The organism is Paramagnetospirillum marisnigri (assembly GCF_001650715.1).
In the GTDB taxonomy this organism is placed as follows: Bacteria; Pseudomonadota; Alphaproteobacteria; order Rhodospirillales; family Magnetospirillaceae; genus Phaeospirillum; species Phaeospirillum marisnigri.
Map to the genome: position 1 here is coordinate 1 of NZ_LWQT01000057.1, position 20,059 is coordinate 20,059.

Genomic DNA, 20,059 nt, shown 5'->3' on the forward strand with positions numbered 1-20,059 from the left:
TCATATCCGCCCCCTGTTCCGTCATACGGATAGGGAATCACGAAACCCGAGCCGACGCCAGTTTCCGGAGGTGCCCACCTCGCGGCCCAGGGTGCGGGCCAGGGTGAAGACAGTGCGCCAGTCGGGATCGCCGCCCCGATCGGGATCGGCTTCCGCAGGGGGAATTGCCCGCCTCACCCGGCCATCGGCATCGCGCACCAGAATGCGCTCGACCTCAGGGCTGTTGGACATCACGGCGCGGCCCTGAACCACGAAACTCACCGACGCATCCCCCTCGCGCCCCGCCAGATCGGCCAACTGGGCCAGCCGCTCCATCACCGCGTCCAGATTGAAGTGAAGATTCTGCTCGACCCAAAGAATATCCTGGATCAAGGCCCTGTTTTCGTCCTCGACTTCATTGCGGTGCAGCAACCACAACAGCACGCCCAGCAGCATCACCACCAGGACCATGGCGATCACTGGCATGATTTGGATGGCATCCCTGCCCCGGAATACCTGGAAATTGGTCATATGCCCCCGACCGTGCCCGTTGCCGATTGTGGATTACCGCAATGGTCTCCACTTGAGTAAGATATATATAGTTTCCCAAAACAAACGTGATTGAAACAACCGGGAGGACCAAGACATGAAAATCGGTACGTTCCTGACCAGCCTGACCGCGGCGCTGATGCTGACCGGCGCCGCCATGGCGCAGCAGGCCCAGCCCATTGTCATCAAGTTCAGCCATGTTGTCGCCCCCGACACCCCCAAGGGTAAGGCGGCCGAGCGCTTCAAGATGCTGGCGGAACAAAAGACCCAGGGCCGCGTCAAGGTCGAGGTCTATCCCAACAGCCAGCTCTACAAGGACAAGGAAGAGATGGAGGCCCTGCAACTGGGCGCCGTCCAGATGCTGGCTCCGTCGCTCGCTAAGTTCGGCCCCCTGGGCGTCAAGGAATTCGAGGTCTTCGACCTGCCCTATATCTTCCCGTCCAAGGAAGTGCTGCGCTCGGTCACCGAAGGCTCGGTCGGCCGCGGCCTGCTGAAGAAGCTGGAAGGCAAGGGCATCATCGGCCTGGCCTATTGGGACAATGGCTTCAAGATCATGAGCGCCAACAAGCCGCTCAAGACCACCGACGACTTCAAGGGCGTCAAGATGCGCATCCAGTCGTCCAAGGTGCTGGATGCCCAGATGCGCACCCTGGGCGCTCTGCCGCAGGTGATGGCCTTCTCCGAGGTCTATCAGGCGCTGCAGACCGGCGTGGTCGATGGCACCGAAAACCCGCCGTCCAACATGTACACCCAGAAAATGCACGAAGTGCAGAAGTTCGCCACCGTGTCCAACCACGGCTATCTGGGCTATGCGGTGATCGTGAACAAGAAGTTCTGGGAAGGCCTGCCCACCGATATCCGCGCGGTGCTGGAAGGCGCCATGGCCGAGGCCACCACCTTCGCCAACACCATCGCCGAAACCGAGAACAACGATGCCCTGGCCGCCATGAAGGCCAGCGGCAAGACCGAGTTCTACACCCCCACCGACGCCGAGAAGGCCGCCTGGCGCAAGGCCATGCTGCCGGTCCATCAGGACATGGAAAAGCGCGTCGGCAAGGACCTGATCGACTCGTTCTACAAGGAAGCCGCCAAACTGGGCTTCAAGAACTGACCTTCGGGTGAGCGGAGCCGCCGCAAGGCGGCTCCCAATCAATAACTGTCCAATCGACAGCCGTGGGAGGTCCCATGCTGAAAGCCCTTGATCACCTCGAGGAATGGCTAATCGCCTTCCTCATGGGTGCGGCGACCACCATCATCTTCGTGGCCGTCATGCAACGCTATGCCGCCGGTACCACCCTGCTTTATCCCGTGGTCGGACACTGGGATTTCTCCTGGGCCCAGGAACTGTGCATCATCATGTTCGTGTGGATGGCCAAGTTCGGCGCCGCCTATGGCGTTCGCACCGGCATCCATGTGGGCGTCGACGTATTGATCAACCGCTTGTCGCCCCAGTGGCGCTACAAGTTCATCATTTTCGGGTTGCTGTCCGGCGCCCTGTTCACCGGCGTGGTCTCCACCATGGGCGGCCATTTCGTGTGGGAGAACGGGGCTCACTACGCCTTCGTCAATTTCTTGGGCATGGAAATCGGCGACCTCTACGAAGGCCCCATCACCCCGGACATGGAAATGCCCACCTGGATCGTCTATTCAGCGATTCCGCTGGGATCGGCGCTGATGTGCTTCCGCTTCCTGCAGGTCTGCGTCTCCTTCATCCGTACCGGCGAGCTTCCCCATCACGACCACGGCCATGTGGAAGGCCTCGAGGAGGATACCACCGATCCTCAACGCGCCGCCCAGGACATCAACTGGTTCGAGATGGCCGACAACCTGCATCCCAAGGATCTCGCCAAGGAAGGCGGCGACCCCACCCTGGGCGAGGGCGACGGCATGAAGGCGGGCAGCAGCCGCGTTCCCATGGAAGGCGGCGATGCCTCGGACAAGACCGATGGGGAGAAGCGGCCATGAGCGCAGCCATCATTTTCGGCCTGCTGGCGGCATTGATGCTGACCGGCATGCCCATTTCCATCTCGCTGGGACTCACGGTGCTGACCTTCTTGTTCACCATGACCCAGGTCCCCCTGGAATCGGTGGCGCTGAAGCTGTTCACCGGCATCGAGAAGTTCGAGATCATGGCGATCCCGTTCTTCATCCTGGCGGGCAACTTCCTGACCCATGGCGGCGTGGCGCGGCGCATGATCAACTTCGCCACCGCCATGGTCGGACATTGGCACGGTGGGCTGGGACTGGCGGGCGTCATGGCCTGCGCCCTGTTCGCGGCGGTGTCGGGCTCCAGCCCCGCCACCGTGGTGGCCATCGGCTCCATCATCCTGCCCGCCATGGTCAAGCAGGGCTTCCCCAACCGCTTCGGCGCGGGTGTCATCACCACCTCCGGCGCGCTGGGCATCCTGATCCCGCCGTCGCTGGTGATGGTCATGTACGCGGTGGCCACCAATACCTCGGTGGGCGCCCTGTTCATGGCGGGCGTCATCCCCGGCCTGATGCTGGCCACGGTGCTAGGGCTGGTGACGTGGTATATCGCCCGCAAGAACGACTATCCCCGCCTCAAGCCCGCCAGTTGGGCCGAGCGGCTGCGCACCTTCAAGGATGCCATCTGGGGTCTGGCGCTGATCATCATCGTCATCGGCGGCATCTATACCGGCATCTTCACCCCCACCGAGGCGGCGGCCATGAGCGCGGTCTACGCCTTCTTCATCGCCATCTTCGTCTACAAAGACATGCCGCTGCGGGGCGTGCCCAAGATCCTGCTGTCCTCGGCCTCCATGTCGGCCATGCTGCTCTACATCATCACCAACGCGGTGCTGTTCTCCTTCGTCCTGGCCAACGAGAACATCCCCCATGCCATCGCCGACTGGATCGTCGCCAAGGACATGGGAGTGATCGCCTTCCTGCTGGTGGTCAATATCCTGCTGCTGATGGCGGGCAACTTCATGGAGCCCTCCTCCATCGTGCTGATCATGGCCCCCATCCTGTTCCCGGTGGCCATGAAGCTGGGCATCGACCCGGTGCATTTCGGCATCATGATGGTGGTGAACATGGAGGTGGGCATGTGCCACCCCCCGGTGGGCCTCAACCTCTACGTCGCCTCGGGCATCACCAAGATGGGTATCACCGAGCTGACCGTGGCGGTCTGGCCCTGGCTGCTGGCCATGCTGGGCTTCCTGGTGCTGATCACCTATGTCCCGATCGTCTCCATCTGGCTGCCCAAGGTCCTGGGCGTGATGTAGTCTTCCCCTTCCCCTCCCCCCGGTGGCCACCACCGGGGGGAGTTTTTCATTTAGCCTTGGCCCTCATGTGGCGCTCCATCTGGGCGCAAGGGTCCTCCCGCTCAACCTTGCCGGTGAACCACACCGCGTCGAACGGCGTGCCGCCGTCCCGGAAGCGCGCGGCGGCGGCGGGATCACTCTCGCCATCCCCCGCTTCCAGGAAGGCCAGGGTGAAGACCCGGACCCCCGGCACCAGCAGTCGCAGCCGCGCCGGAGCCCCCCGGTCGGCCCGCACATGGCCCGAGCCCGCCACCAGCACCACCGGCCCCACTTCCGGCCGCGTCGCCTGATTGGCCACTGCCTCGGCCAGGGCGGCGTCGCGGGCGCGCTGCACCCGCACCATGGCGGGAACCGCCGTCTCGGGCAGCAGATTACAATGTCCGTCGCGAATCTCGGTCGCCATGGCGGCGCTGATCGGGGCGGGCAGCGGATCGTCGAGCCCGAAGCGGTCGCGGATATCCGGGTTTTCCTGGCCCTTGGCGATCTCGCGCGTCGTCGAGGTGGGAAGGTTGGCCGCCACCAGAGCGCCGCCGCCATCCAGGGCCGCCTGGGCGATGGGGCGATAAAGGCTCCAGTCGGGCCAGCCGCGCTTTTCCCAATGGAGAGCCCGACCCAGCCCGTCCAGATCGCCCAGGCCCGCGTCTAGCGCCGCCTGCTGGTCGGCATCCATCATCTCGAAAGCCACCACCGGCCGCCGACCGGCCGCGACGAGCCGGCGCACCGCCCAGGCCTGCAACGCGTGATGGTCGGGATTGTCGTGGGTTTCGCCCAGGCCGACGATTCCGGCCTCCAGCATCCGTTCCACCAGCGCCTCGGGGGAAATGAGACGTCGTTCCGAGGGGCTCCAGACGCGCCCGGCCAGCGGCGACGGGCTGTTCAGGCCCGGAACAGGGGGATGCTCCCCCGCCAGCGCCGCCAGCGGCAGCGCCATCATGGCAATGGCGAGGAATCGAACAACCGTTCGCATAGGCTGGCGATTGGGGCTGGCTTGCGCTATGGTCATACCAAACCTTTCTAAAAAGGTCGCCAACATGGGAGGACACATGAAGAAGTTCGCACTCGCGGCGGCTTTGACCGTCGCCATGGCACTGCCCGCCCAGGCCGAGCAGTTCGTCAACATCCTGACCGGCGGAACCAGCGGCGTCTACTACCCCATGGGCAACGCGCTGTCCTCCATCTACGGTAAGGCCATTCCCGAGTCGCGGGTGACGGTGCAGGCCACCAAGGCCTCGGTGGAGAATCTCAACCTGCTTCAGGCCGGGCGCGGCGAGTTGGCCTTCACCCTGGGCGATTCCCTGACCCAGGCCTGGGAGGGTGTCGAGGAGGCAGGCTACAAGGCGCCGCTGAAGAAGCTGCGCACCATCGCCGCCATCTATCCCAACTACATCCAGATCGTCGCCACCGCCGATTCCGGCATCAAGACCCTGGCCGACCTCAAGGGCAAGCGGGTGTCGGTGGGCGCGCCCAAGTCGGGCACCGAACTGAACGCGCGAGCCATCTTCAAGGCGGCGGGCCTGACCTATGCCGACATGAAGGTGCAGTACCTGCCCTTCGGCGAATCGGTCGAATTGCTGAAGAACAAGCAGTTGGATGCCACGCTGCAGTCGGCGGGCCTCGGCGTCTCGTCCCTGCGCGATCTGGCCAGCGGCGAGGATATCGTGGTGGTTCCCATCCCGGCCGACGTCATCGCCAAGACCAATGATCCCGCCTATGTGACCTCCATGGTTCCGGCCAACACCTATCGCGGCCAGACCACGGATGTTCCCACCGCCGCCGTGCGCAATTTCCTGGTCACCCATGACGGCGTCAATGACGCCACCGCCTATGCCATGACCAAGGCCCTGTTCGCCAATCTGCCGGAACTGCATTCGGCCCATTCCGCCGCCAAGGAAATCGTGCCCGATCAGGCGGCCAAATCGCCGATCCCGTTGCATCCGGGGGCGGAGAAGTATTACCGCGAGGTCGGACTGCTGAAATAGACATCCCGGGGAGAAGGCGACCGTGACCACCACTGTCGGGGACGTCGATCCCGCCCAGATCGACACCAAGGGCGAGGTGTTCGGCCAGGGCGTCGAAGGCCGCGCCCTGTTCTGGATCGCCATCGCCTTTTCCACCTTCCAGATCGTGACGGCGGCCTATTCACCCCTGTCCTCGCTACCGGTGCGTTCCATCCATGTGGGCTTCCTGCTGCTGATGGTGTTCGCGCTATTCGCCACCCTGCAGCGGGACCAGCCGCTGCGGGCGACCCTTAGCTGGGCGTTGGGCGGCCTTTCCGCCGTGTCCTCGCTCTACCACCTGATCTTCGAGGCCGATCTGGTCCAGCGATCAGGCGATCCCAGCACCATGGACCTGGTGGTGGGCTGCGTCGTCATCGCCTTGGTGTTCGAGGCGGCCCGGCGACTGATGGGCTGGGAACTGCCGGTGCTCTGCGGCATCTGCGTCGTTTACGCCCTGTTCGGCCAATACCTGCCCGCGCCGCTGGACCATCGCGGCTATGGCCTCGATCAGGTCATCAATCAATACTATCTGGGGACCGAGGGCATCTACGGCATCCCCGTCTATGTCTCGGCCACCTATATCTTCCTGTTCATCCTGTTCGGCGCCTTCCTGGAACAGGCGGGCATGATCCGCCTGTTCACCGACGTGGCCCTGGGCACCGTCGGCCATACCAAGGGCGGCCCCGCCAAGGTGGCGGTGATCACATCGGGCTTGATGGGCACCATCAACGGCTCGGGTATCGCCAATGTGGTGACCACCGGCCAGTTGACCATCCCGCTGATGAAGCGGTTCGGTTACCGCGCCGAATTCGCGGGCGCGGTCGAGGCCACCGCCAGCATGGGCGGCCAGATCATGCCGCCGGTGATGGGAGCGGTGGCCTTCATCATGGCCGAGACCCTGAACATCTCCTATGCCGAGGTCTGCAAGGCCGCCGCCATCCCCGCCCTGCTGTATTACGCCTCGGCCTTCTGGATGGTGCATCTGGAAGCCGGAGTCGCCGGACTGCACGGCCTGCCCAAGGACCAGTGTCCCAGCGCCCTGGCCGCCATGAAGCGCCAGTGGTACCTGATCGTTCCCCTCGCCGCCCTGGTCTATCTGCTGCTGGCCGGGTTCACCCCCATGTATTCCGGCACGGTGGGACTGGCGCTCACCGCCATGGTGATCCTGGGCAGTTCCATCGCCGCCAATATCGGCGGACTGCCCGGACGCTTCCTGTTCTGGGGCGTACTGGGCGTCGCCTGCTCCTTGTTCTTCAAGCTGGGCATCGACACGGTGGTGGTCACCGTCGCGGTGCTGGTGGCGATCAATCTGGCCATCAAGGGCGGGCGCGAGACCCTGCGCATGAGCGTGCGCGGCCTGGTGGAAGGGGCGCGCAGCGCCGTGCCGGTGGGCGTCGCCTGCGCCCTGGTCGGCACCCTGATCGGCACCATGACCCTGACCGGCGTGGCGGGAACCTTCACCCAGGGACTGGTGGCGCTGTCCGGCGACAGCCTGTTCCTCGCCCTGCTGCTGACCATGGTGGCCTCGCTGATCCTGGGCATGGGCATTCCCACCATTCCCACCTACATCATCACCGCCTCGCTGGTGGCGCCCATCTTGTACAAGATGGGGGTGCCGCTGATCGTCTCGCACATGTTCGTGTTCTATTTCGGCATCCTGGCCGATCTGACGCCGCCGGTGGCCCTGGCCGCCTTCGCCGCCGCCTCCATCGCCCGGGCCGATTTCTCCCTTACCGGCTGGTGGTCGGTCCGCGTCGCCATGGCCGGTTTCGTGGTGCCCTTCATGGCGGTCTACGACCCCTCGCTGATGATGGTGTCCGGCACCCTGCTGGACACCGCCTATATGGTGGTCAAGGCCCTGGTCGCCATCGGCTTATGGGGGGCGGCCACCATCGGCTACCTGCGGACGCCCCTGGCCCTGTGGGAACGGGCGCTGGCGGTGGTCGGAGCGGTTTTGCTGGTGGCGGCGATTCCCTGGACGGATCAGGTGGGCTTCGCCCTGGCGGCGACCTTCTTCGCCTGGCATTGGTGGCGGAGTCGGAGAGTGGCGCCACGGGCGGCATGAGCGGGTTGTGCGCGGTGACGGCGGCGGGGCTGCTGCTGCTGGCCCCCGACACGGGCTTTCATCTGGCCTGGACCCATTCGGTGGAAAAAATCGAGTGGCGCGAGGACTGGCGCATCGACGCGGGCCAGTTGATCCTGGAACAGGCCTCGGTGGCAGGATCGGGCGCCGGAATGGACCCTTCGCCCGAGGCCCGGCGCGAGGGCGATCGCTGGGTGTGGCGACCGGAACGAAAGCTGGAGCGCCTCGTCCTCGCCCTGTCGGGGTATACTACCGACTGGAAACTGTGCTCGGAATCGACCGGATGCCGCCCCTTGCGCCAGATGGCGAGCGGCGACACCATCACCTTGGCATCGTGTGATTAGCGGTTGCGGTCCACCAGCTTGATCATGGTGTCCAGCGTCAGCGAGGCGAAAGTGGCCCGCGCCGTGTCCTCGATTTCCATCAGCACCTGGCACAGCGCCTTGCCCTCGGCGGTGTCGTCGCCGTCCTCGCGCTCGCCATTGCGGATGGGGTCGATGGTCTCGAACAGTTGGATGATGTCCAGCAGCGTGGTCCGCCGCCGGTTGCCGGAGAAGCGATAGCCACCACCGGCGCCCCGCACCGCCTCCACCAGCCCGACCCGGCCGAGGGACCGCAGGACCTTGGCGAGATGGTTGGTGGAAATACCGTATTTCTCGGCGATTTCATTGGCGGAGAGTTGGCGATCGTGCCCGGCGGCCAGTTCCAGGATGGCGAACAGGGCGCAACGGGTGGCTTTCTGCAACTTCATCAGAGGTCCTTTTCCAGCTCGATGAAGGGACCGGCCATCATGCCATGGCTGCGGAAGAAGCTCATGATCACGGTGTGATCACGGGCCAGCATGGTGCGGACCTTGTAGACCCCGGCCTTGCGGAAACGGTCGCACAGGGCCTCGAACAGGGTATTGCCGACGCCTTCCTGGCGAATCTGGTTGCGAACGCCGATGGCGAAAACCCAGCCGCAGGGCGGCGAGCCGAATTCCCAGGCCCGGACTTCACCGATAATGAAGCCAAGAACGGAATCGCCGTCGCAGGCCACCAAGAAAAATCGGTACCGATTTGCTGATTTCAGCGGAGCATCATCATCGGGGGCTGCCGTGCGATTGTTGTATCGCTCGAACAAATCTTGCCAATACTCGTCTTTGAAAAGGCCAGTGTTTTCAGCGTCAATGGCAATCACTTGCGCAATGTCCGCTGCCTTTGCTAGGCGGACGGTACATTTCTTTTCAGAGTTCTTGCCGTGAGGATTTGCCATGCCGAGCGTCTTTCTCCCTGATTAGACAGTTTTAGTGCAGACAAGCCTTGATTACAACGAAGAAGGTTAAGATTCGCCACGGGATTTCCGCAGAGTGAAATTTCCATGACCAAGCGGGGAATCCCAGCGACGACGCCGGATCCGCCATGCGTCCCCGAATGAAATCCGGCGTTGCGTTGCACTGGTCCGGGTGTACCATGTCCGGCAACCACGACAGTGATCGCGGATTTGGAGGGAGTACTCCGATGCGGATTGCCAATGCCAACGGCGACGGCCAGGATTGCGGCCGAGTTATCGACGCCGTTCTCTCCCGACACCAGCGCGACGCCACCCGTTTGATGCAGATTCTGCGGGAAATCCAGGAAGAGCTGGACTGGCTGTCGCCCCAAACCCTGACCGCCATCGCCGAGGGGCTGAAACTGCCCCGCGCCAAGGTCGAGGGGGTGGCGGGCTTCTACCACTTCTTCCATAGCGAGCCCAAGGGCCGCTACCGGGTGCTGTGGAGCGACAACATCACCGACCGCATGCTGGGCAATGCCGACCTGATGGCGCGCATGTGCAAGAAGCTGTGGCTGCGCCCCGGCGAGGTGTCGGAGGACCAGTTGGTCAGCGTCGACACCACGTCATGCACCGGCATGTGCGACCAGGGACCGGCCATGCTGGTCAACTACCGCCCCCTCACCCGCATGACGCCCGAGCGGGTGGACAAGGTCGTCGACCTGATCCGCCACAAGGTGCCGCTGGACGAGTGGCCCGCCGAATATTTCGTGGTGGAGGACAATATCCGCCGCAAGGACGCGCTGCTGGGCAACGACCTGGCGCCCGGCGACGCGCTGAGGGCCATGCGCGGCCCGGCCGAGATGCTGGAGGCCATCAAGGCCTCGGGCCTGCGCGGCCGTGGCGGCGCCGGCTTCTCCACCGGCCAGAAGTGGGAATTCTGTCGTAATGCCGTGGGCACCGGCGCCCACGGCGCCCATTACGTGGTCTGCAACGCCGACGAGGGCGAGCCCGGCACCTTCAAGGACCGGGTGCTGCTGTCAGCCCATGCCGATCTGGTGTTCGAGGGCATGACCGTGGCGGCCTATGTCATCGGCGCCAAGAAGGGCCTGGTCTATCTGCGTGGCGAGTACCGCTATCTGCTGGACAAGCTCAATGCGGTGCTGGAAAAGCGCCGCGCCGACAAGCTGCTGGGCAAGAGCATCCTGGGCCAGACCGGCTTCGACTTCGATATCGAGGTCCATCTCGGCGCCGGGGCCTATATCTGCGGCGAGGAAACCGCCCTGCTGGAAAGCCTGGAAGGCCATCGCGGCGTGCCGCGCAAGCGCCCGCCCTTCCCGGTGACCAGCGGCTATCTCGGCCAGCCCACCGCCGTCAACAACGTGGAGACCCTGGCCTCGGCGGCGTTGATCGCCGCCAAGGGTGCCGCCTGGTACAAGTCCATCGGCACCGCCAAATCGTCTGGCACCAAGGTTCTGTCCATCTCGGGCGACTGCGCCCGGCCGGGCATCTACGAATACCCCTATGGCGTCACCGTGTCGCAGGTCCTGGCCGATTGCGGCGCCATCGATACCCAGGCCTGCCAGATCGCCGGGGCCTCGGGACTGTGCATCGCGCCCGGCGAGTTCGGGCGGCGCATCGCCTTCGAGGACATCCCCACCGGCGGCTCGTTCATGATCTTCGACAATACCCGCGACATGTTCGAGGTGGCCCGCAACTTCGTCCACTTCTTCGTGGATGAAAGCTGCGGCTTCTGCACGCCCTGCCGGGTCGGCACCACCTTGCTGAAGAACGTCATGGACAAGATCCATGACGGCCATGGCGGCGAATACGACATCGGCGACGCCCAGCGGGTGATCAAGACCCTGAAGACCGCCAGCCATTGCGGCCTGGGCCAGACGGCGGGCAACTGCGTCGCCGACACCCTGCAGAAGTTCCGCCCCTCCTACGAGCTGCGCCTGACGGTGCGCGAGTTCGAACCGGCCTTCGACCTGGACAAGGCCCTGTCCAAGATGCGCGAGGTCACCGGGCGCGATGATCCCGGGGCCCATTTCCACATCGCCCACCGAAAATCCAAGTCCGGCGTCGGCGCCAAGGCGGGAGACGTGTCATGACCGATGGCCAGACCAACAGCTTCTTCCTCGACGACGAGGAAATCCCCTTCGAGGAAGGCCAGACCATCATCCAGGCGGCACTGACGGCGGGCAAATACATCCCGCATCTGTGCTACCACCCCGAATTCAAGCCCCATGGCAGCTGCAAGCTGTGCACGGTGCGCATCGATTCGCGGACCATCACCACCGAGGACGGCCAGAGCGTCAAGATTCCCGGCCGCGCCGCCGCGTCCTGCACCACCCCGGCGGTGGCGGGCCAGCATGTGGAAAGCGAGACGCCGGAACTGCTGGATCTGCGCCGCACCCTGGTGCAGATGCTGCTGGTGGAAGGCAACCACTACTGTCCCAGTTGCGAGAAAAGCGGCAAATGCCTGCTGCAGGGCCTCGCCTACGACCTGGGGGTGATGGACCCCCATTTCCCGCAATACTTCTCCAAGCGTGAAGTGGATGCCAGCCACCCCGACATCCTGCTGGATTTCAACCGCTGCATCCTGTGCGAACTATGCGTGCGGGCCTCGGCCGAGATGGACAAGAAGAACGTGTTCTCGCTGTCGGGACGCGGCGCCACCAAGCATCTGATCTGCAACTCGGAAAGCGGCAGGCTGGGCGACACCAACCTGGCCGCCACCGACAAGGCCGCCAATGTCTGCCCGGTGGGCGTGATCCTGCACAAGCGCCACGGCTTCGAGGTCCCCTACGGCCAACGCCGTTTCGACAAGGCCCCCATCAGTGCCGATCCGGTGCAGTACGCCCCGGTCAAGGAGAAGGTGCGATGAACGCCGCCGCCCCCACCAAGCGCAAGCTGAAGGTCGCCACCACCTCATTGGCGGGCTGCTTCGGCTGCCACATGTCGTTCCTCGACATCGATGAACGCATTCTCGATCTGGTCGAACTGGTGGAGTTTGACCGCTCCCCCATCACCGACATCAAGCATTGCAGCCCCGATTGCGACCTTGGCATCATCGAGGGCGGGGTCTGCAACGCGGAAAACGTCCATGTGCTGCAGGAGTTCCGCAAGAACTGCAAGATCCTGATCGCCATGGGGGCTTGCGCCATCAATGGCGGCCTGCCCGCCCAGCGCAACTCGCTCGACATCCGCGACATCCTGGCCGCCGTCTATGCCCGGCCCGGACGCGGTGTCCATATTCCCAACGATCCGGAAATCCCGCTGCTGCTCAACGAGGTCCATCCGCTGCACGAAGTGGTCAAGATCGATTACTTCCTGCCCGGCTGCCCCCCGTCCGGCGACGCCATCTGGAAGTTCCTCACCGACCTCCTGGCCGGTCGGACGCCCATCTTGGGCCACGGCCTGATCCATTACGATTGAACCCGAGGGGTCGCGCATCATGAACCATTCGTTCGAACTGGAAACCGCCGCCAACCCCGAGGCGCTCCGCCGCATCGTCATCGAGCCGGTGTCACGGGTGGAAGGCCACGGCAAGGTCACCATCTTGCTGGACGACGACAACAAGGTGCATCAGGTGCGCCTGCACATCGTCGAATTCCGCGGCTTCGAGAAATTCATCGAGGGCCGCCCGTTCTGGGAAGTGCCGGTGCTGGTGCAGCGCCTGTGCGGCATCTGCCCGGTATCGCACCATCTGGCCGCCTCCAAGGCCATGGACATGATCGTCGGCGGGGCGCAGCTCACCCCCACCGCCGAGAAGGTCCGGCGCCTGATGCATTACGGCCAGATGCTGCAAAGCCACGCGCTGCACTTCTTCCACCTGTCCTCGCCCGACCTGCTGTTCGGCTTCGATTCCGACGTGGCCAAGCGCAACATCGTCGGCGTCGCCGCCGCCAATCCCGACGTGGCCAAGAAGGGCGTGCTGCTGCGCAAGTTCGGCCAGGAAGTGATCCGCGTCACCTCGGGCAAGCGGGTGCACGGCACCGGCTCGGTGCCGGGCGGCGTCAACAAGTCCTTGACCCCCGAGGAACGCGACTACCTGCTGAAGGACGCCGACCAGATGGTGGCCTGGAGCCGCGACGCGGTGAAGATCATCAAGACGCTGCACAAGGCCAATCCCGGCCTGTATGACAGCTTCGGCGCCGTGCCCTCGACCATGATGAGCCTGGTGAATCCCGAGGGCGACCTGGACTTCTATCACGGCGCCCTGCGTGCCCGCGACAAGGACGGCGAGGTCATGTTCGACCAGGTCAGCTACCAGGGCTACAACACCCTGCTGACCGAGGGCGTCAAGCCGTGGAGCTATATGAAGTTCCCCTATATCACCCAACTGGGCGAGGAGAACGGCTGGTACAAGGTGGGTCCGCTGGCCCGGGTGCAGAACTGCGACCGCATCCCGACGCCCCAGGCCGAGGAAGAGCGGATCGAGTTCGTGGCCTATGGTGGTGGCAAACCCCAGCATGGCTCGCTGGCCTTCCACTGGGCGCGCATGATCGAGATGCTGTGCGCCGCCGAAACCATCAAGGCGCTGCTGGACGATCCCGACATCATGGGGACCGACATCATGACCAGCGGCCCACGCGGCTACGAGGGCATCGGCGTGATCGAGGCGCCGCGCGGCACCCTGTTCCACCACTACCGCGTCAATGACGACGACGTGGTGACCTATGCCAACCTGATCGTGTCCACCACCAACAACAACACCGCCATGAACGTGGCGGTGCGCGACGTGGCCAAGAACTACCTGAATGGTCGCGAGTTGACCGAGGGACTGCTGAACCATATCGAGGTGGCGATCCGTTGCTTCGATCCCTGCCTGTCCTGCGCCACCCACGCGCTGGGCAAGATGCCGCTGGAAGTCTCGCTGGTGGACGCGGCCGGGGTCGAGATTGACCGCATGACCCGGAGCGAGACGGGCGAGATCAAGGCGTGAAGCCGCCGGTTCTGATTTTCGGCTGGGGAAACCCCTCGCGGGGCGATGACGCGCTGGGGCCGCTGCTACTGGAACGGGTCGAGGCCATGCTGGGGGAGCACCCCGAATGGGGGGCGGTGGAACTGTTGACCGACTTCCAGCTTCAGGTGGAGCACGCCCTGGACCTGGAAGGCCGGGACAGGGTGCTGTTCGTGGATGCCTCGGCACGATCGGACCAGGCGCCCTTCCGTGCCGGGTGCATCGCCCCGGAACAGGATGCCAGCTTCACCACCCATGCCCTGTCTCCCCAGGGTGTCATGCATGTCTACCGGCAGGTCACGGCCGCCGAACCGCCGCCATGTCACCTGCTGGCCATCGCGGGCCAGGCGTTCGAGCTGGGAACGCCGCTCAGTGCCGCCGCCAGCGCCCATCTGGACGCGGCGGTGGACTGGACACGCGACTGGCTGGCCGGGCGTGTTCCCGGCGCATGCCCACCCGACCGGAATGGCGCATGAAGGGCACCCTGCCGACCTGATATTGTGCGAACCCGAAAGCCGATGCTTGCAACAAGGATCATGGCCATGGCCAATACCAACATTCACAGCCGCCTGCTTTCCTTCCCCGCCCCCGCCTGCCGCTGCGGCGGCGCCCTGGCCGAAACCGGCCAGCACGAGGCCAACTGCCTGTTCGGCCTGTTGCTGGACGCGGCGGCCGAAATGGATCGGCTGCGGGCCGAGAACACCCGCCTGCTCGCCATGACGGTTTCGGGCGCCCCCGGCCAAACCCGGGTCGGCGACCGCTATGTCTGGGTCAGGCTGATGTGCTATTGGGGCAAGGACGGTGTCTGGAACAGTGATGACGAGCGCGCCGACGCGGCGCCCGTCGCCCTCAGCCCCGGCTTGCGCGACGAGATCGTCGCCTGGAAGCACTCCCTCGACAAGGCCGAGACCGTTTCCATCAGCGATATTCACGCCTTCTCCACCCGCGCCATGAACATCGCCCGGCGGATCAAGGAAGAGATGCCGTCCTGGCGGGTGGTCTATATCGACCGCACCAAATCCGGCGCCGATATCCGCAACAAGGACTATTTCGAGCACGAAGTCACTCTGTGACCCTGGAGGTCGTCCTCGATGTCCGGGCGCCGCCCAAGCCCCCATGCGGCGCCCCCTGCAACGGCTGCGGTGTTTGCTGCGCCGCCGAGACCTGTCCGCTGGGCATCATCCTGTTTCGAACCCGGCGCGGTCCCTGCCCGGCGCTCGGCTGGGACGAGGCGGCGACACGCTATGTCTGCGACCTTCTGGCCCGCCCTCGGAGAGTGATGGGATGGTTGCCGACCCGTTGGGGCGAGCGTTTGGCGGCGCGCTGGATTTCCGCCGGTTCGGGCTGTGACAGCCGTGCCGCCTCCGATCCTCCATAAATAAGGAATAGGTCGCCTGATCAACCTCGACGAAGTCGGAAGGCTCGGGTATGAGAGAACCCGGGAGACGTCCGAATGCGGGGGGACATGAAAACCTGCGTCGCCATTCGCCATGTGGCCTACGAGGACCTGGGAAGCTTTGAGCAGACCCTGGGTGAGGCTGGATTCTGCATCCAGTACCGCGAGGCCGGGTGGGACGAACTGGATGCCGTCGATCCGCTGAAGCCCGAATTGATGGTGGTGCTGGGCGGTCCCATCGGCGCCTATGAAGACCATGACTACCCTTTTCTCGCCGACGAACTGAAGCTGATCGAGGCGCGGCTGAAGGCCGGGCGCCCCATCATCGGCATCTGCCTGGGAGCGCAGTTGATGGCCCGCGCCCTGGGCGCCCGCGTTTATCCCAATGACGGCGTCAAGGAAATCGGCTGGTCGCCCCTGACCCTGACCGGAGACGGCAAGACCTCGCCCCTGGCCGTACTGGACCGGGTTCCGGTGCTGCACTGGCACGGCGACACCTTCGACCTGCCCGATGGCGCCACCCTGCTGGCGTCTACGCCATTGACCGCCCATCAGGCCTTCGCCTGGGGCAAGGCCGCCCTGGGATTGCAGTTCCATGTGGAAGCCACCGCCGCCGGGCTGGAGCGCTGGTTCATCGGCCATGCCTGCGAGATCGCCAGCGTCGACGGCCTGAGCGTGCCCGGCTTGCGGGCCGAAACCAGGCGGTTCGCTCCCGAGCTGGAGGAATGCGCTCCCGAGATGCTGAATCGTTTTCTATCTGCTACACTATCCGACTAGGCTCAAGGATCGGGGTCCCGCCTGTTCACCTGGTGGGAAGCGGTGTATAATCCGGCCGAAGGGGTAAGAGAGACGCCGTGGAACAGAAACTCAACGAAGAGGACGTCAAGCGCCTCCTGTCCAATCCGACCGGGGATACGCGCGCGGAGATCGCCGACAAGATCGCCTCGCAGCATCAGGGGTTGAGCCCCGGCGAACGCAAGCTGGCCGAGGATATCTTCCGCTTGATGGTGCGCGACGCCGAGGTGCGCGTGCGCGAGGCGCTGTCGCGCCAGTTGAAGGAGAATCCCACAGTCCCCCATGACGTGGCCATCGCCCTGGCCCGTGACGTGGATGACGTTTCGCTGCCCATGCTCAAATTCTCGGAGGCGCTGACCGACGAGGACCTGATCGAGATCATCCAGAGCCAGAGCCCCGAAAAGCAGGTGGCCGTGGCCGGACGCAAGACGGTGTCCGCCTCGGTGGCCGATGCGCTGGTGGAAACCGGCAACGAATCGGCGGTGGCGACCCTGGTCTCCAATGACGGCGCCGTGCTCAGCGAGAAGACCCTGATCAACGTCGCCGACCGCTATGGCGAAAACGAAACCATCGGCAAGTCGCTGGTGGAGCGCAAGTCACTGCCCATCACCGTCGCCGAGCGGCTGATGACCAAGGTCTCGGAAAACCTGCGCCAGCACCTGCTGGCCCGGCCCGACATGACCCCCGAGGCCGCCGCCGCCATGATGATCCAGGCGCGCGAACTGGCGGTTCTGGGCCTGTCCAATTCCGAAAGCAACGTGGCGCAACTGGTGGAACACCTCTACCGCGTCGGTCGCCTGACTCCCTCCATCATGCTGCGCGCCGTCTGCATGGGCGATATCACCTTCTTCGAGGTGGCGCTGGCCAAACTGGCCCGCATCAAGGTGGAAAACTGCCGGACCCTGATTCACGACGCGGGCAAGCGCGGCTTCGAGGCGCTGTTCGAGAAGGCCAGCCTGCCCAAGGCGTTCTATGCCGCCATGCGCGCCGCCATCGACGTCTCCTACGAGATGGAATATGACGGCCGCCCCAATGACCGCGAACGCTTCTCGCGCCGCATGATCGAGCGCATCCTGACCCAGTACGGCGATCTGGGCGTGGATTTCGAGAATGACGACCTGGAATATCTGCTCTCCAAGATGAACCAGCTTCCGACCTCGGTGCTTGGCGAAGACTGACGGAACCCAAGGGGAGTTAGGAATGGCCAAGACCGCACCCGCAGGGGCGAAGCCTGCCGCGAAGCCCGTCGACAAGGACGCGGCCTTTCGCCGCGAGATCGTCACCACCATCAAGGGACCGGTGACCGAAAAGCTCACCAAGCTGATTCCGGCTCTGGCGGCGTTTCCCGATCCCTATACTTCGGTGCTCGCCACCCCGGACCTGCTGTTCGCCTGCATGCAGTTGATCAAGACCAAGCGCGAACTGTTCGCCGAGTTCCTGGTCGATGCGGCGGGTAATCCCGTCGCCGATGACGAGACGCCGTTGCGCTGCGAGCGCAGCGTCAACCAGATCATCGGCATGGTGGTTCGCTCGGGCGCCAAGGCCTATGCCGCCAAGCGCTTCGCCCCTCCCCCCGAGGCCGCCGCCGCCAAGGCGCCGGCCAAGGCCGAGCCCAGGAACCTGTTGGAGAAGATCACCGCCCTGGTTTCGGGCAAGTGGGGCGACATGGAAGTGCCCAAGCCCTCGCCCACCCAGGCCGACATTTTCTACAACGCCATCACCGATTACCTGGATTACGACTGGCAGGTGCCGCTGATCCCCTATTTCGCCGAGCTTCCGGTCAAGCTGATCCGCGAAATGGGCCGTGGCGTCACCACTTTGCATACCCCTGAGGGCATCGCCGCCCTGGCCGATATCGGCCGCCAGAGCATGGACCAGGCCAAGCGCATCCTGTCCGATGACATGATGCGCGAAATGCTCGACACCCAGCCGTTGGCCGCCAAGGGCGTCGCCTTCCTGGGCAAGGATCGCTACGACTACCTGCACGGCACCGTATACGAGAAGATGGGCGAGAAGTTCTGGGAAATGTGCGTCGACTGCGAACGCCTGGAAGCCATGGAGGTCCAGAACGCCAAGGACCTGGAACAGATGGCGTCGCATCTCCACATCCTGTCGGGAGAATCCATCAATCAGATGGTCCGCTTCCTCCAGTTCAGCCAGATTCCCATCATGCTGGAAGTGGGGACCGAAAAGCTGGGCGAGGAAAAATTCGCCGAGATTTTCGGCGTGCCGGGCAACAAGAAGCTGATCAAGATGTTCTGCGAGAAGATCAAGGTCGCCAAGCTGGATTCGGACGACCCCGACGAGGATTTGCGCAAGAAGCTTCCCGACATCTTCAACGCCTACTTGCGCGCCCCCGCCGATTTCGAACGCGGAATGTAGGGTCCCGTCCCGTATCTGCTTATCGGTTCATGGGGCCATCGCCCTCAATGCCCCCCGGCTACCGGCGGTTTTTTCGGCGGTTGAGCCGGGGCCGGGGCCTGCGGCGGCTTGGGCGGCTTGGGTGATGTCGCCCCGGCGGCCCCCGGAGTTCCCGGCTTGGCCGCCACCGTTTCATCGGTCCAGCGCATGGGACATTGCGGCACGGCGGCGCCGTGCCAATCCTTGATCAGGACGCCCCGCGATTCCAGGCTCAACCGTCCCTTGGCATCCTTGGCCACCCGCCGCAAATAGACCGGGACCGACGGGCCGTGATTGGTATCAAAGCGAAATCCCCCCCGCACCGAGGCGAATTCCGCCCGGCGCAGTCCGTTGCGCACCGCCTCGCGATCCGAGGTGCGCCCCGAGGTGGCTTTCATGGCCGATTCCAGCAGCAGGGCGGCATCATAGCCCTGCGCCACCCATGAGGTCACGGGCCGCCCATATTCCAATTCGAAGTCCGTCATCATCCGCTTATTGTGCGGTGTCTCCAGGTCCGGGCTCCACGGCCCCACATTCAGGATGTCCAGCCCGATTTCCCCCATGCCGGGCAACAGCGAGCGCTCGAACACCGTCCAGGCCCCCAGCAGCGGAATTTCGCTCTTCAGTCCGGAAGTGGCGTAGTCGCGGACAAAGGCCACCCCCATGCCGCCGGTCATGACGGAATAGACCGCATCGGGCGCCAATTCCCGGATTCGGGCGATCTCTTCCTTGAAGGCGATGGCGCCATGGCGGGGCCGCAGGATCTCAACCAGGTCCTCATTCCAGAAGCGGCGCAACCCGGCCACCGCCGTCTGGGTGGCGGGCGAGTCGGGTCCGACCACGACCAGACGGCGAACCTTCTCCGTGGCGAAATACAGACCGGCAGCCTCGTTGATCGCCTCGGGAGGAGTCCCCAGTTCGAACAGCGCCGGATGGCAATCCCCCCCCAACAGTGATGGCGGCGCGGCATCCAGGTTGAGAATGAATATCTTGGCATCAAGCAATTGCTTGATGATGGCGGCCATGGAGGATTGCGACACCGCCGTCAGGACGAAATCCACCTTCTCGCGCTCGAGCAAGCGCCGGGTCACCTGCACCGCCATATCGGGCGAGCCCCGGTCATCCACCGCCACCAGCCGCACTTCCTGGTTGGCGAAACGCCCGCCCATCTGCTTCAGCGCGGTGGTGAACCCATCGACGGAATCCTGCCCCACCATGGCGCCCGGACCACTCAAGGTGGCGATCACGCCGACCACGATGGTGGGATTGCCGGCGGCGGTGGTGGCGGGCAGCGCCTGAGCACTGCCGGAAACCGACACAAGCAGGGCGAAGATGGCGGCGAGAAGGCGCATGGGG

At 64.4% G+C, this 20,059-nt stretch carries 21 protein-coding genes; 16 read left to right on the forward strand and 5 right to left on the reverse strand.

Features of this window, described 5'->3' with window-relative positions; all coding sequences use genetic code 11:
- Nucleotides 1–21 precede the first annotated feature (21 nt).
- The gene (locus A6A04_RS11440) at nt 22–465 is read right to left on the reverse strand and encodes a hypothetical protein (RefSeq protein ID WP_156612572.1); all 444 of its coding nucleotides are present in this window, start codon (nt 463–465) and stop codon (nt 22–24) included.
- Nucleotides 466–625: 160 nt separating this feature from the next.
- On the opposite strand from A6A04_RS11440, the gene A6A04_RS11445 reads away from it, so the two are divergent.
- The 3 genes from A6A04_RS11445 (at nt 626) to A6A04_RS11455 (ending at nt 3,773) form a co-directional block, all read left to right on the forward strand.
- On the forward strand, nt 626–1,639 hold the full coding sequence (locus A6A04_RS11445; RefSeq protein ID WP_068492988.1) for a TRAP transporter substrate-binding protein: 1,014 nt from the start codon (nt 626–628) through the stop codon (nt 1,637–1,639).
- Between the two features lie 74 nt (nt 1,640–1,713).
- Complete coding sequence (locus tag A6A04_RS11450) at nt 1,714–2,493, forward strand: TRAP transporter small permease (protein WP_172822760.1); 780 nt, start codon at nt 1,714–1,716, stop codon at nt 2,491–2,493.
- Nucleotides 2,490–3,773, forward strand: coding sequence for a TRAP transporter large permease (locus A6A04_RS11455; RefSeq protein WP_068492990.1), 1,284 nt, complete (start codon nt 2,490–2,492; stop codon nt 3,771–3,773). Before A6A04_RS11450 ends, A6A04_RS11455 begins: the two co-directional genes overlap by 4 nt.
- 46 nt (nt 3,774–3,819) lie before the next feature.
- Here the strand turns inward: A6A04_RS11455 and A6A04_RS11460 are convergent, their stop codons facing one another.
- Nucleotides 3,820–4,815, reverse strand: a complete 996-nt coding sequence (locus A6A04_RS11460; protein ID WP_068492992.1) for a ChaN family lipoprotein — start codon at nt 4,813–4,815, stop codon at nt 3,820–3,822.
- A gap of 40 nt (nt 4,816–4,855) precedes the next feature.
- On the opposite strand from A6A04_RS11460, the gene A6A04_RS11465 reads away from it, so the two are divergent.
- Genes A6A04_RS11465 through A6A04_RS11475 form a run of 3 tightly spaced genes read left to right on the forward strand, consistent with a single transcriptional unit; the run spans nt 4,856 to nt 8,236 of the window.
- Complete coding sequence (locus A6A04_RS11465) at nt 4,856–5,791, forward strand: TAXI family TRAP transporter solute-binding subunit (protein WP_068492994.1); 936 nt, start codon at nt 4,856–4,858, stop codon at nt 5,789–5,791.
- Between the two features lie 22 nt (nt 5,792–5,813).
- Nucleotides 5,814–7,874 carry a TRAP transporter permease gene (locus tag A6A04_RS11470; RefSeq protein ID WP_216636097.1) on the forward strand — a complete coding sequence of 687 codons (2,061 nt, stop codon included), beginning with the start codon at nt 5,814–5,816 and terminating at the stop codon, nt 7,872–7,874.
- Entirely contained in the window at nt 7,871–8,236 is a 366-nt protein-coding gene (locus A6A04_RS11475; RefSeq protein ID WP_068492995.1) for a DUF1850 domain-containing protein, read from the forward strand. Before A6A04_RS11470 ends, A6A04_RS11475 begins: the two co-directional genes overlap by 4 nt.
- On the opposite strand, the gene A6A04_RS11480 is transcribed toward A6A04_RS11475, so the two are convergent.
- Nucleotides 8,233–8,643, reverse strand: a complete 411-nt coding sequence (locus tag A6A04_RS11480) for an Rrf2 family transcriptional regulator (protein WP_068492997.1) — start codon at nt 8,641–8,643, stop codon at nt 8,233–8,235. The two genes, A6A04_RS11475 and A6A04_RS11480, sit on opposite strands and share 4 nt — an antisense overlap.
- Nucleotides 8,643–9,146 carry a GNAT family N-acetyltransferase gene (locus tag A6A04_RS11485; RefSeq protein WP_068492999.1) on the reverse strand — a complete coding sequence of 168 codons (504 nt, stop codon included), beginning with the start codon at nt 9,144–9,146 and terminating at the stop codon, nt 8,643–8,645. The genes A6A04_RS11480 and A6A04_RS11485 overlap by 1 nt, the downstream gene beginning before the upstream one ends.
- A 245-nt stretch (nt 9,147–9,391) precedes the next feature.
- Here A6A04_RS11485 and A6A04_RS11490 point away from each other — a divergent pair, with 245 nt between their 5' ends.
- The 10 genes from A6A04_RS11490 (at nt 9,392) to A6A04_RS11530 (ending at nt 18,685) form a co-directional block, all read left to right on the forward strand.
- The gene (locus A6A04_RS11490) at nt 9,392–11,257 is read left to right on the forward strand and encodes an NAD(P)H-dependent oxidoreductase subunit E (protein ID WP_068493002.1); all 1,866 of its coding nucleotides are present in this window, start codon (nt 9,392–9,394) and stop codon (nt 11,255–11,257) included.
- Nucleotides 11,254–12,033: a 2Fe-2S iron-sulfur cluster-binding protein gene (locus A6A04_RS11495; RefSeq protein WP_068493004.1), complete on the forward strand. Its 780-nt coding sequence runs from the start codon at nt 11,254–11,256 to the stop codon at nt 12,031–12,033. Before A6A04_RS11490 ends, A6A04_RS11495 begins: the two co-directional genes overlap by 4 nt.
- Nucleotides 12,030–12,584: an NADH-quinone oxidoreductase subunit B family protein gene (locus tag A6A04_RS11500; RefSeq protein WP_068493007.1), complete on the forward strand. Its 555-nt coding sequence runs from the start codon at nt 12,030–12,032 to the stop codon at nt 12,582–12,584. The genes A6A04_RS11495 and A6A04_RS11500 overlap by 4 nt, the downstream gene beginning before the upstream one ends.
- Before the next feature lie 19 nt (nt 12,585–12,603).
- Complete coding sequence (locus tag A6A04_RS11505; RefSeq protein ID WP_068493009.1) at nt 12,604–14,094, forward strand: Ni/Fe hydrogenase subunit alpha; 1,491 nt, start codon at nt 12,604–12,606, stop codon at nt 14,092–14,094.
- Nucleotides 14,091–14,588, forward strand: coding sequence for a hydrogenase maturation protease (locus A6A04_RS11510; RefSeq protein ID WP_068493012.1), 498 nt, complete (start codon nt 14,091–14,093; stop codon nt 14,586–14,588). Before A6A04_RS11505 ends, A6A04_RS11510 begins: the two co-directional genes overlap by 4 nt.
- 66 nt (nt 14,589–14,654) lie before the next feature.
- On the forward strand, nt 14,655–15,185 hold the full coding sequence (locus tag A6A04_RS11515) for a hypothetical protein (protein WP_068493014.1): 531 nt from the start codon (nt 14,655–14,657) through the stop codon (nt 15,183–15,185).
- On the forward strand, nt 15,182–15,490 hold the full coding sequence (locus A6A04_RS21685) for a hypothetical protein (RefSeq protein ID WP_245651175.1): 309 nt from the start codon (nt 15,182–15,184) through the stop codon (nt 15,488–15,490). The genes A6A04_RS11515 and A6A04_RS21685 overlap by 4 nt, the downstream gene beginning before the upstream one ends.
- Before the next feature lie 87 nt (nt 15,491–15,577).
- Nucleotides 15,578–16,285 carry a glutamine amidotransferase gene (locus A6A04_RS11520; protein ID WP_068493016.1) on the forward strand — a complete coding sequence of 236 codons (708 nt, stop codon included), beginning with the start codon at nt 15,578–15,580 and terminating at the stop codon, nt 16,283–16,285.
- Nucleotides 16,286–16,362: 77 nt separating this feature from the next.
- Nucleotides 16,363–17,481 carry a DUF2336 domain-containing protein gene (locus A6A04_RS11525; RefSeq protein ID WP_068493018.1) on the forward strand — a complete coding sequence of 373 codons (1,119 nt, stop codon included), beginning with the start codon at nt 16,363–16,365 and terminating at the stop codon, nt 17,479–17,481.
- A 22-nt stretch (nt 17,482–17,503) separates the two neighbouring features.
- Nucleotides 17,504–18,685 carry a hypothetical protein gene (locus A6A04_RS11530; protein ID WP_068493019.1) on the forward strand — a complete coding sequence of 394 codons (1,182 nt, stop codon included), beginning with the start codon at nt 17,504–17,506 and terminating at the stop codon, nt 18,683–18,685.
- 44 nt (nt 18,686–18,729) lie between these two features.
- On the opposite strand, the gene A6A04_RS11535 is transcribed toward A6A04_RS11530, so the two are convergent.
- The gene (locus tag A6A04_RS11535) at nt 18,730–20,055 is read right to left on the reverse strand and encodes an ABC transporter substrate-binding protein (RefSeq protein WP_068493021.1); all 1,326 of its coding nucleotides are present in this window, start codon (nt 20,053–20,055) and stop codon (nt 18,730–18,732) included.
- Nucleotides 20,056–20,059: the final 4 nt, after the last annotated feature.

What these genes read in the sequence shown, in the direction of transcription:
- A6A04_RS11440 (WP_156612572.1), bottom strand. Translation starts at nt 465, where the DNA reads ATGCCAGTGATCGCCATGGTCCTGGTGGTGATGCTGCTGGGCGTGCTG.
- A6A04_RS11445 (WP_068492988.1), top strand. Translation starts at nt 626, where the DNA reads ATGAAAATCGGTACGTTCCTGACCAGCCTGACCGCGGCGCTGATGCTG.
- A6A04_RS11450 (WP_172822760.1), top strand. Translation starts at nt 1,714, where the DNA reads ATGCTGAAAGCCCTTGATCACCTCGAGGAATGGCTAATCGCCTTCCTC.
- A6A04_RS11455 (WP_068492990.1), top strand. Translation starts at nt 2,490, where the DNA reads ATGAGCGCAGCCATCATTTTCGGCCTGCTGGCGGCATTGATGCTGACC.
- A6A04_RS11460 (WP_068492992.1), bottom strand. Translation starts at nt 4,815, where the DNA reads ATGACCATAGCGCAAGCCAGCCCCAATCGCCAGCCTATGCGAACGGTT.
- A6A04_RS11465 (WP_068492994.1), top strand. Translation starts at nt 4,856, where the DNA reads ATGAAGAAGTTCGCACTCGCGGCGGCTTTGACCGTCGCCATGGCACTG.
- A6A04_RS11475 (WP_068492995.1), top strand. Translation starts at nt 7,871, where the DNA reads ATGAGCGGGTTGTGCGCGGTGACGGCGGCGGGGCTGCTGCTGCTGGCC.
- A6A04_RS11480 (WP_068492997.1), bottom strand. Translation starts at nt 8,643, where the DNA reads ATGAAGTTGCAGAAAGCCACCCGTTGCGCCCTGTTCGCCATCCTGGAA.
- A6A04_RS11485 (WP_068492999.1), bottom strand. Translation starts at nt 9,146, where the DNA reads ATGGCAAATCCTCACGGCAAGAACTCTGAAAAGAAATGTACCGTCCGC.
- A6A04_RS11490 (WP_068493002.1), top strand. Translation starts at nt 9,392, where the DNA reads ATGCGGATTGCCAATGCCAACGGCGACGGCCAGGATTGCGGCCGAGTT.
- A6A04_RS11495 (WP_068493004.1), top strand. Translation starts at nt 11,254, where the DNA reads ATGACCGATGGCCAGACCAACAGCTTCTTCCTCGACGACGAGGAAATC.
- A6A04_RS11500 (WP_068493007.1), top strand. Translation starts at nt 12,030, where the DNA reads ATGAACGCCGCCGCCCCCACCAAGCGCAAGCTGAAGGTCGCCACCACC.
- A6A04_RS11505 (WP_068493009.1), top strand. Translation starts at nt 12,604, where the DNA reads ATGAACCATTCGTTCGAACTGGAAACCGCCGCCAACCCCGAGGCGCTC.
- A6A04_RS11515 (WP_068493014.1), top strand. Translation starts at nt 14,655, where the DNA reads ATGGCCAATACCAACATTCACAGCCGCCTGCTTTCCTTCCCCGCCCCC.
- A6A04_RS11520 (WP_068493016.1), top strand. Translation starts at nt 15,578, where the DNA reads ATGAAAACCTGCGTCGCCATTCGCCATGTGGCCTACGAGGACCTGGGA.
- A6A04_RS11530 (WP_068493019.1), top strand. Translation starts at nt 17,504, where the DNA reads ATGGCCAAGACCGCACCCGCAGGGGCGAAGCCTGCCGCGAAGCCCGTC.
- A6A04_RS11535 (WP_068493021.1), bottom strand. Translation starts at nt 20,055, where the DNA reads ATGCGCCTTCTCGCCGCCATCTTCGCCCTGCTTGTGTCGGTTTCCGGC.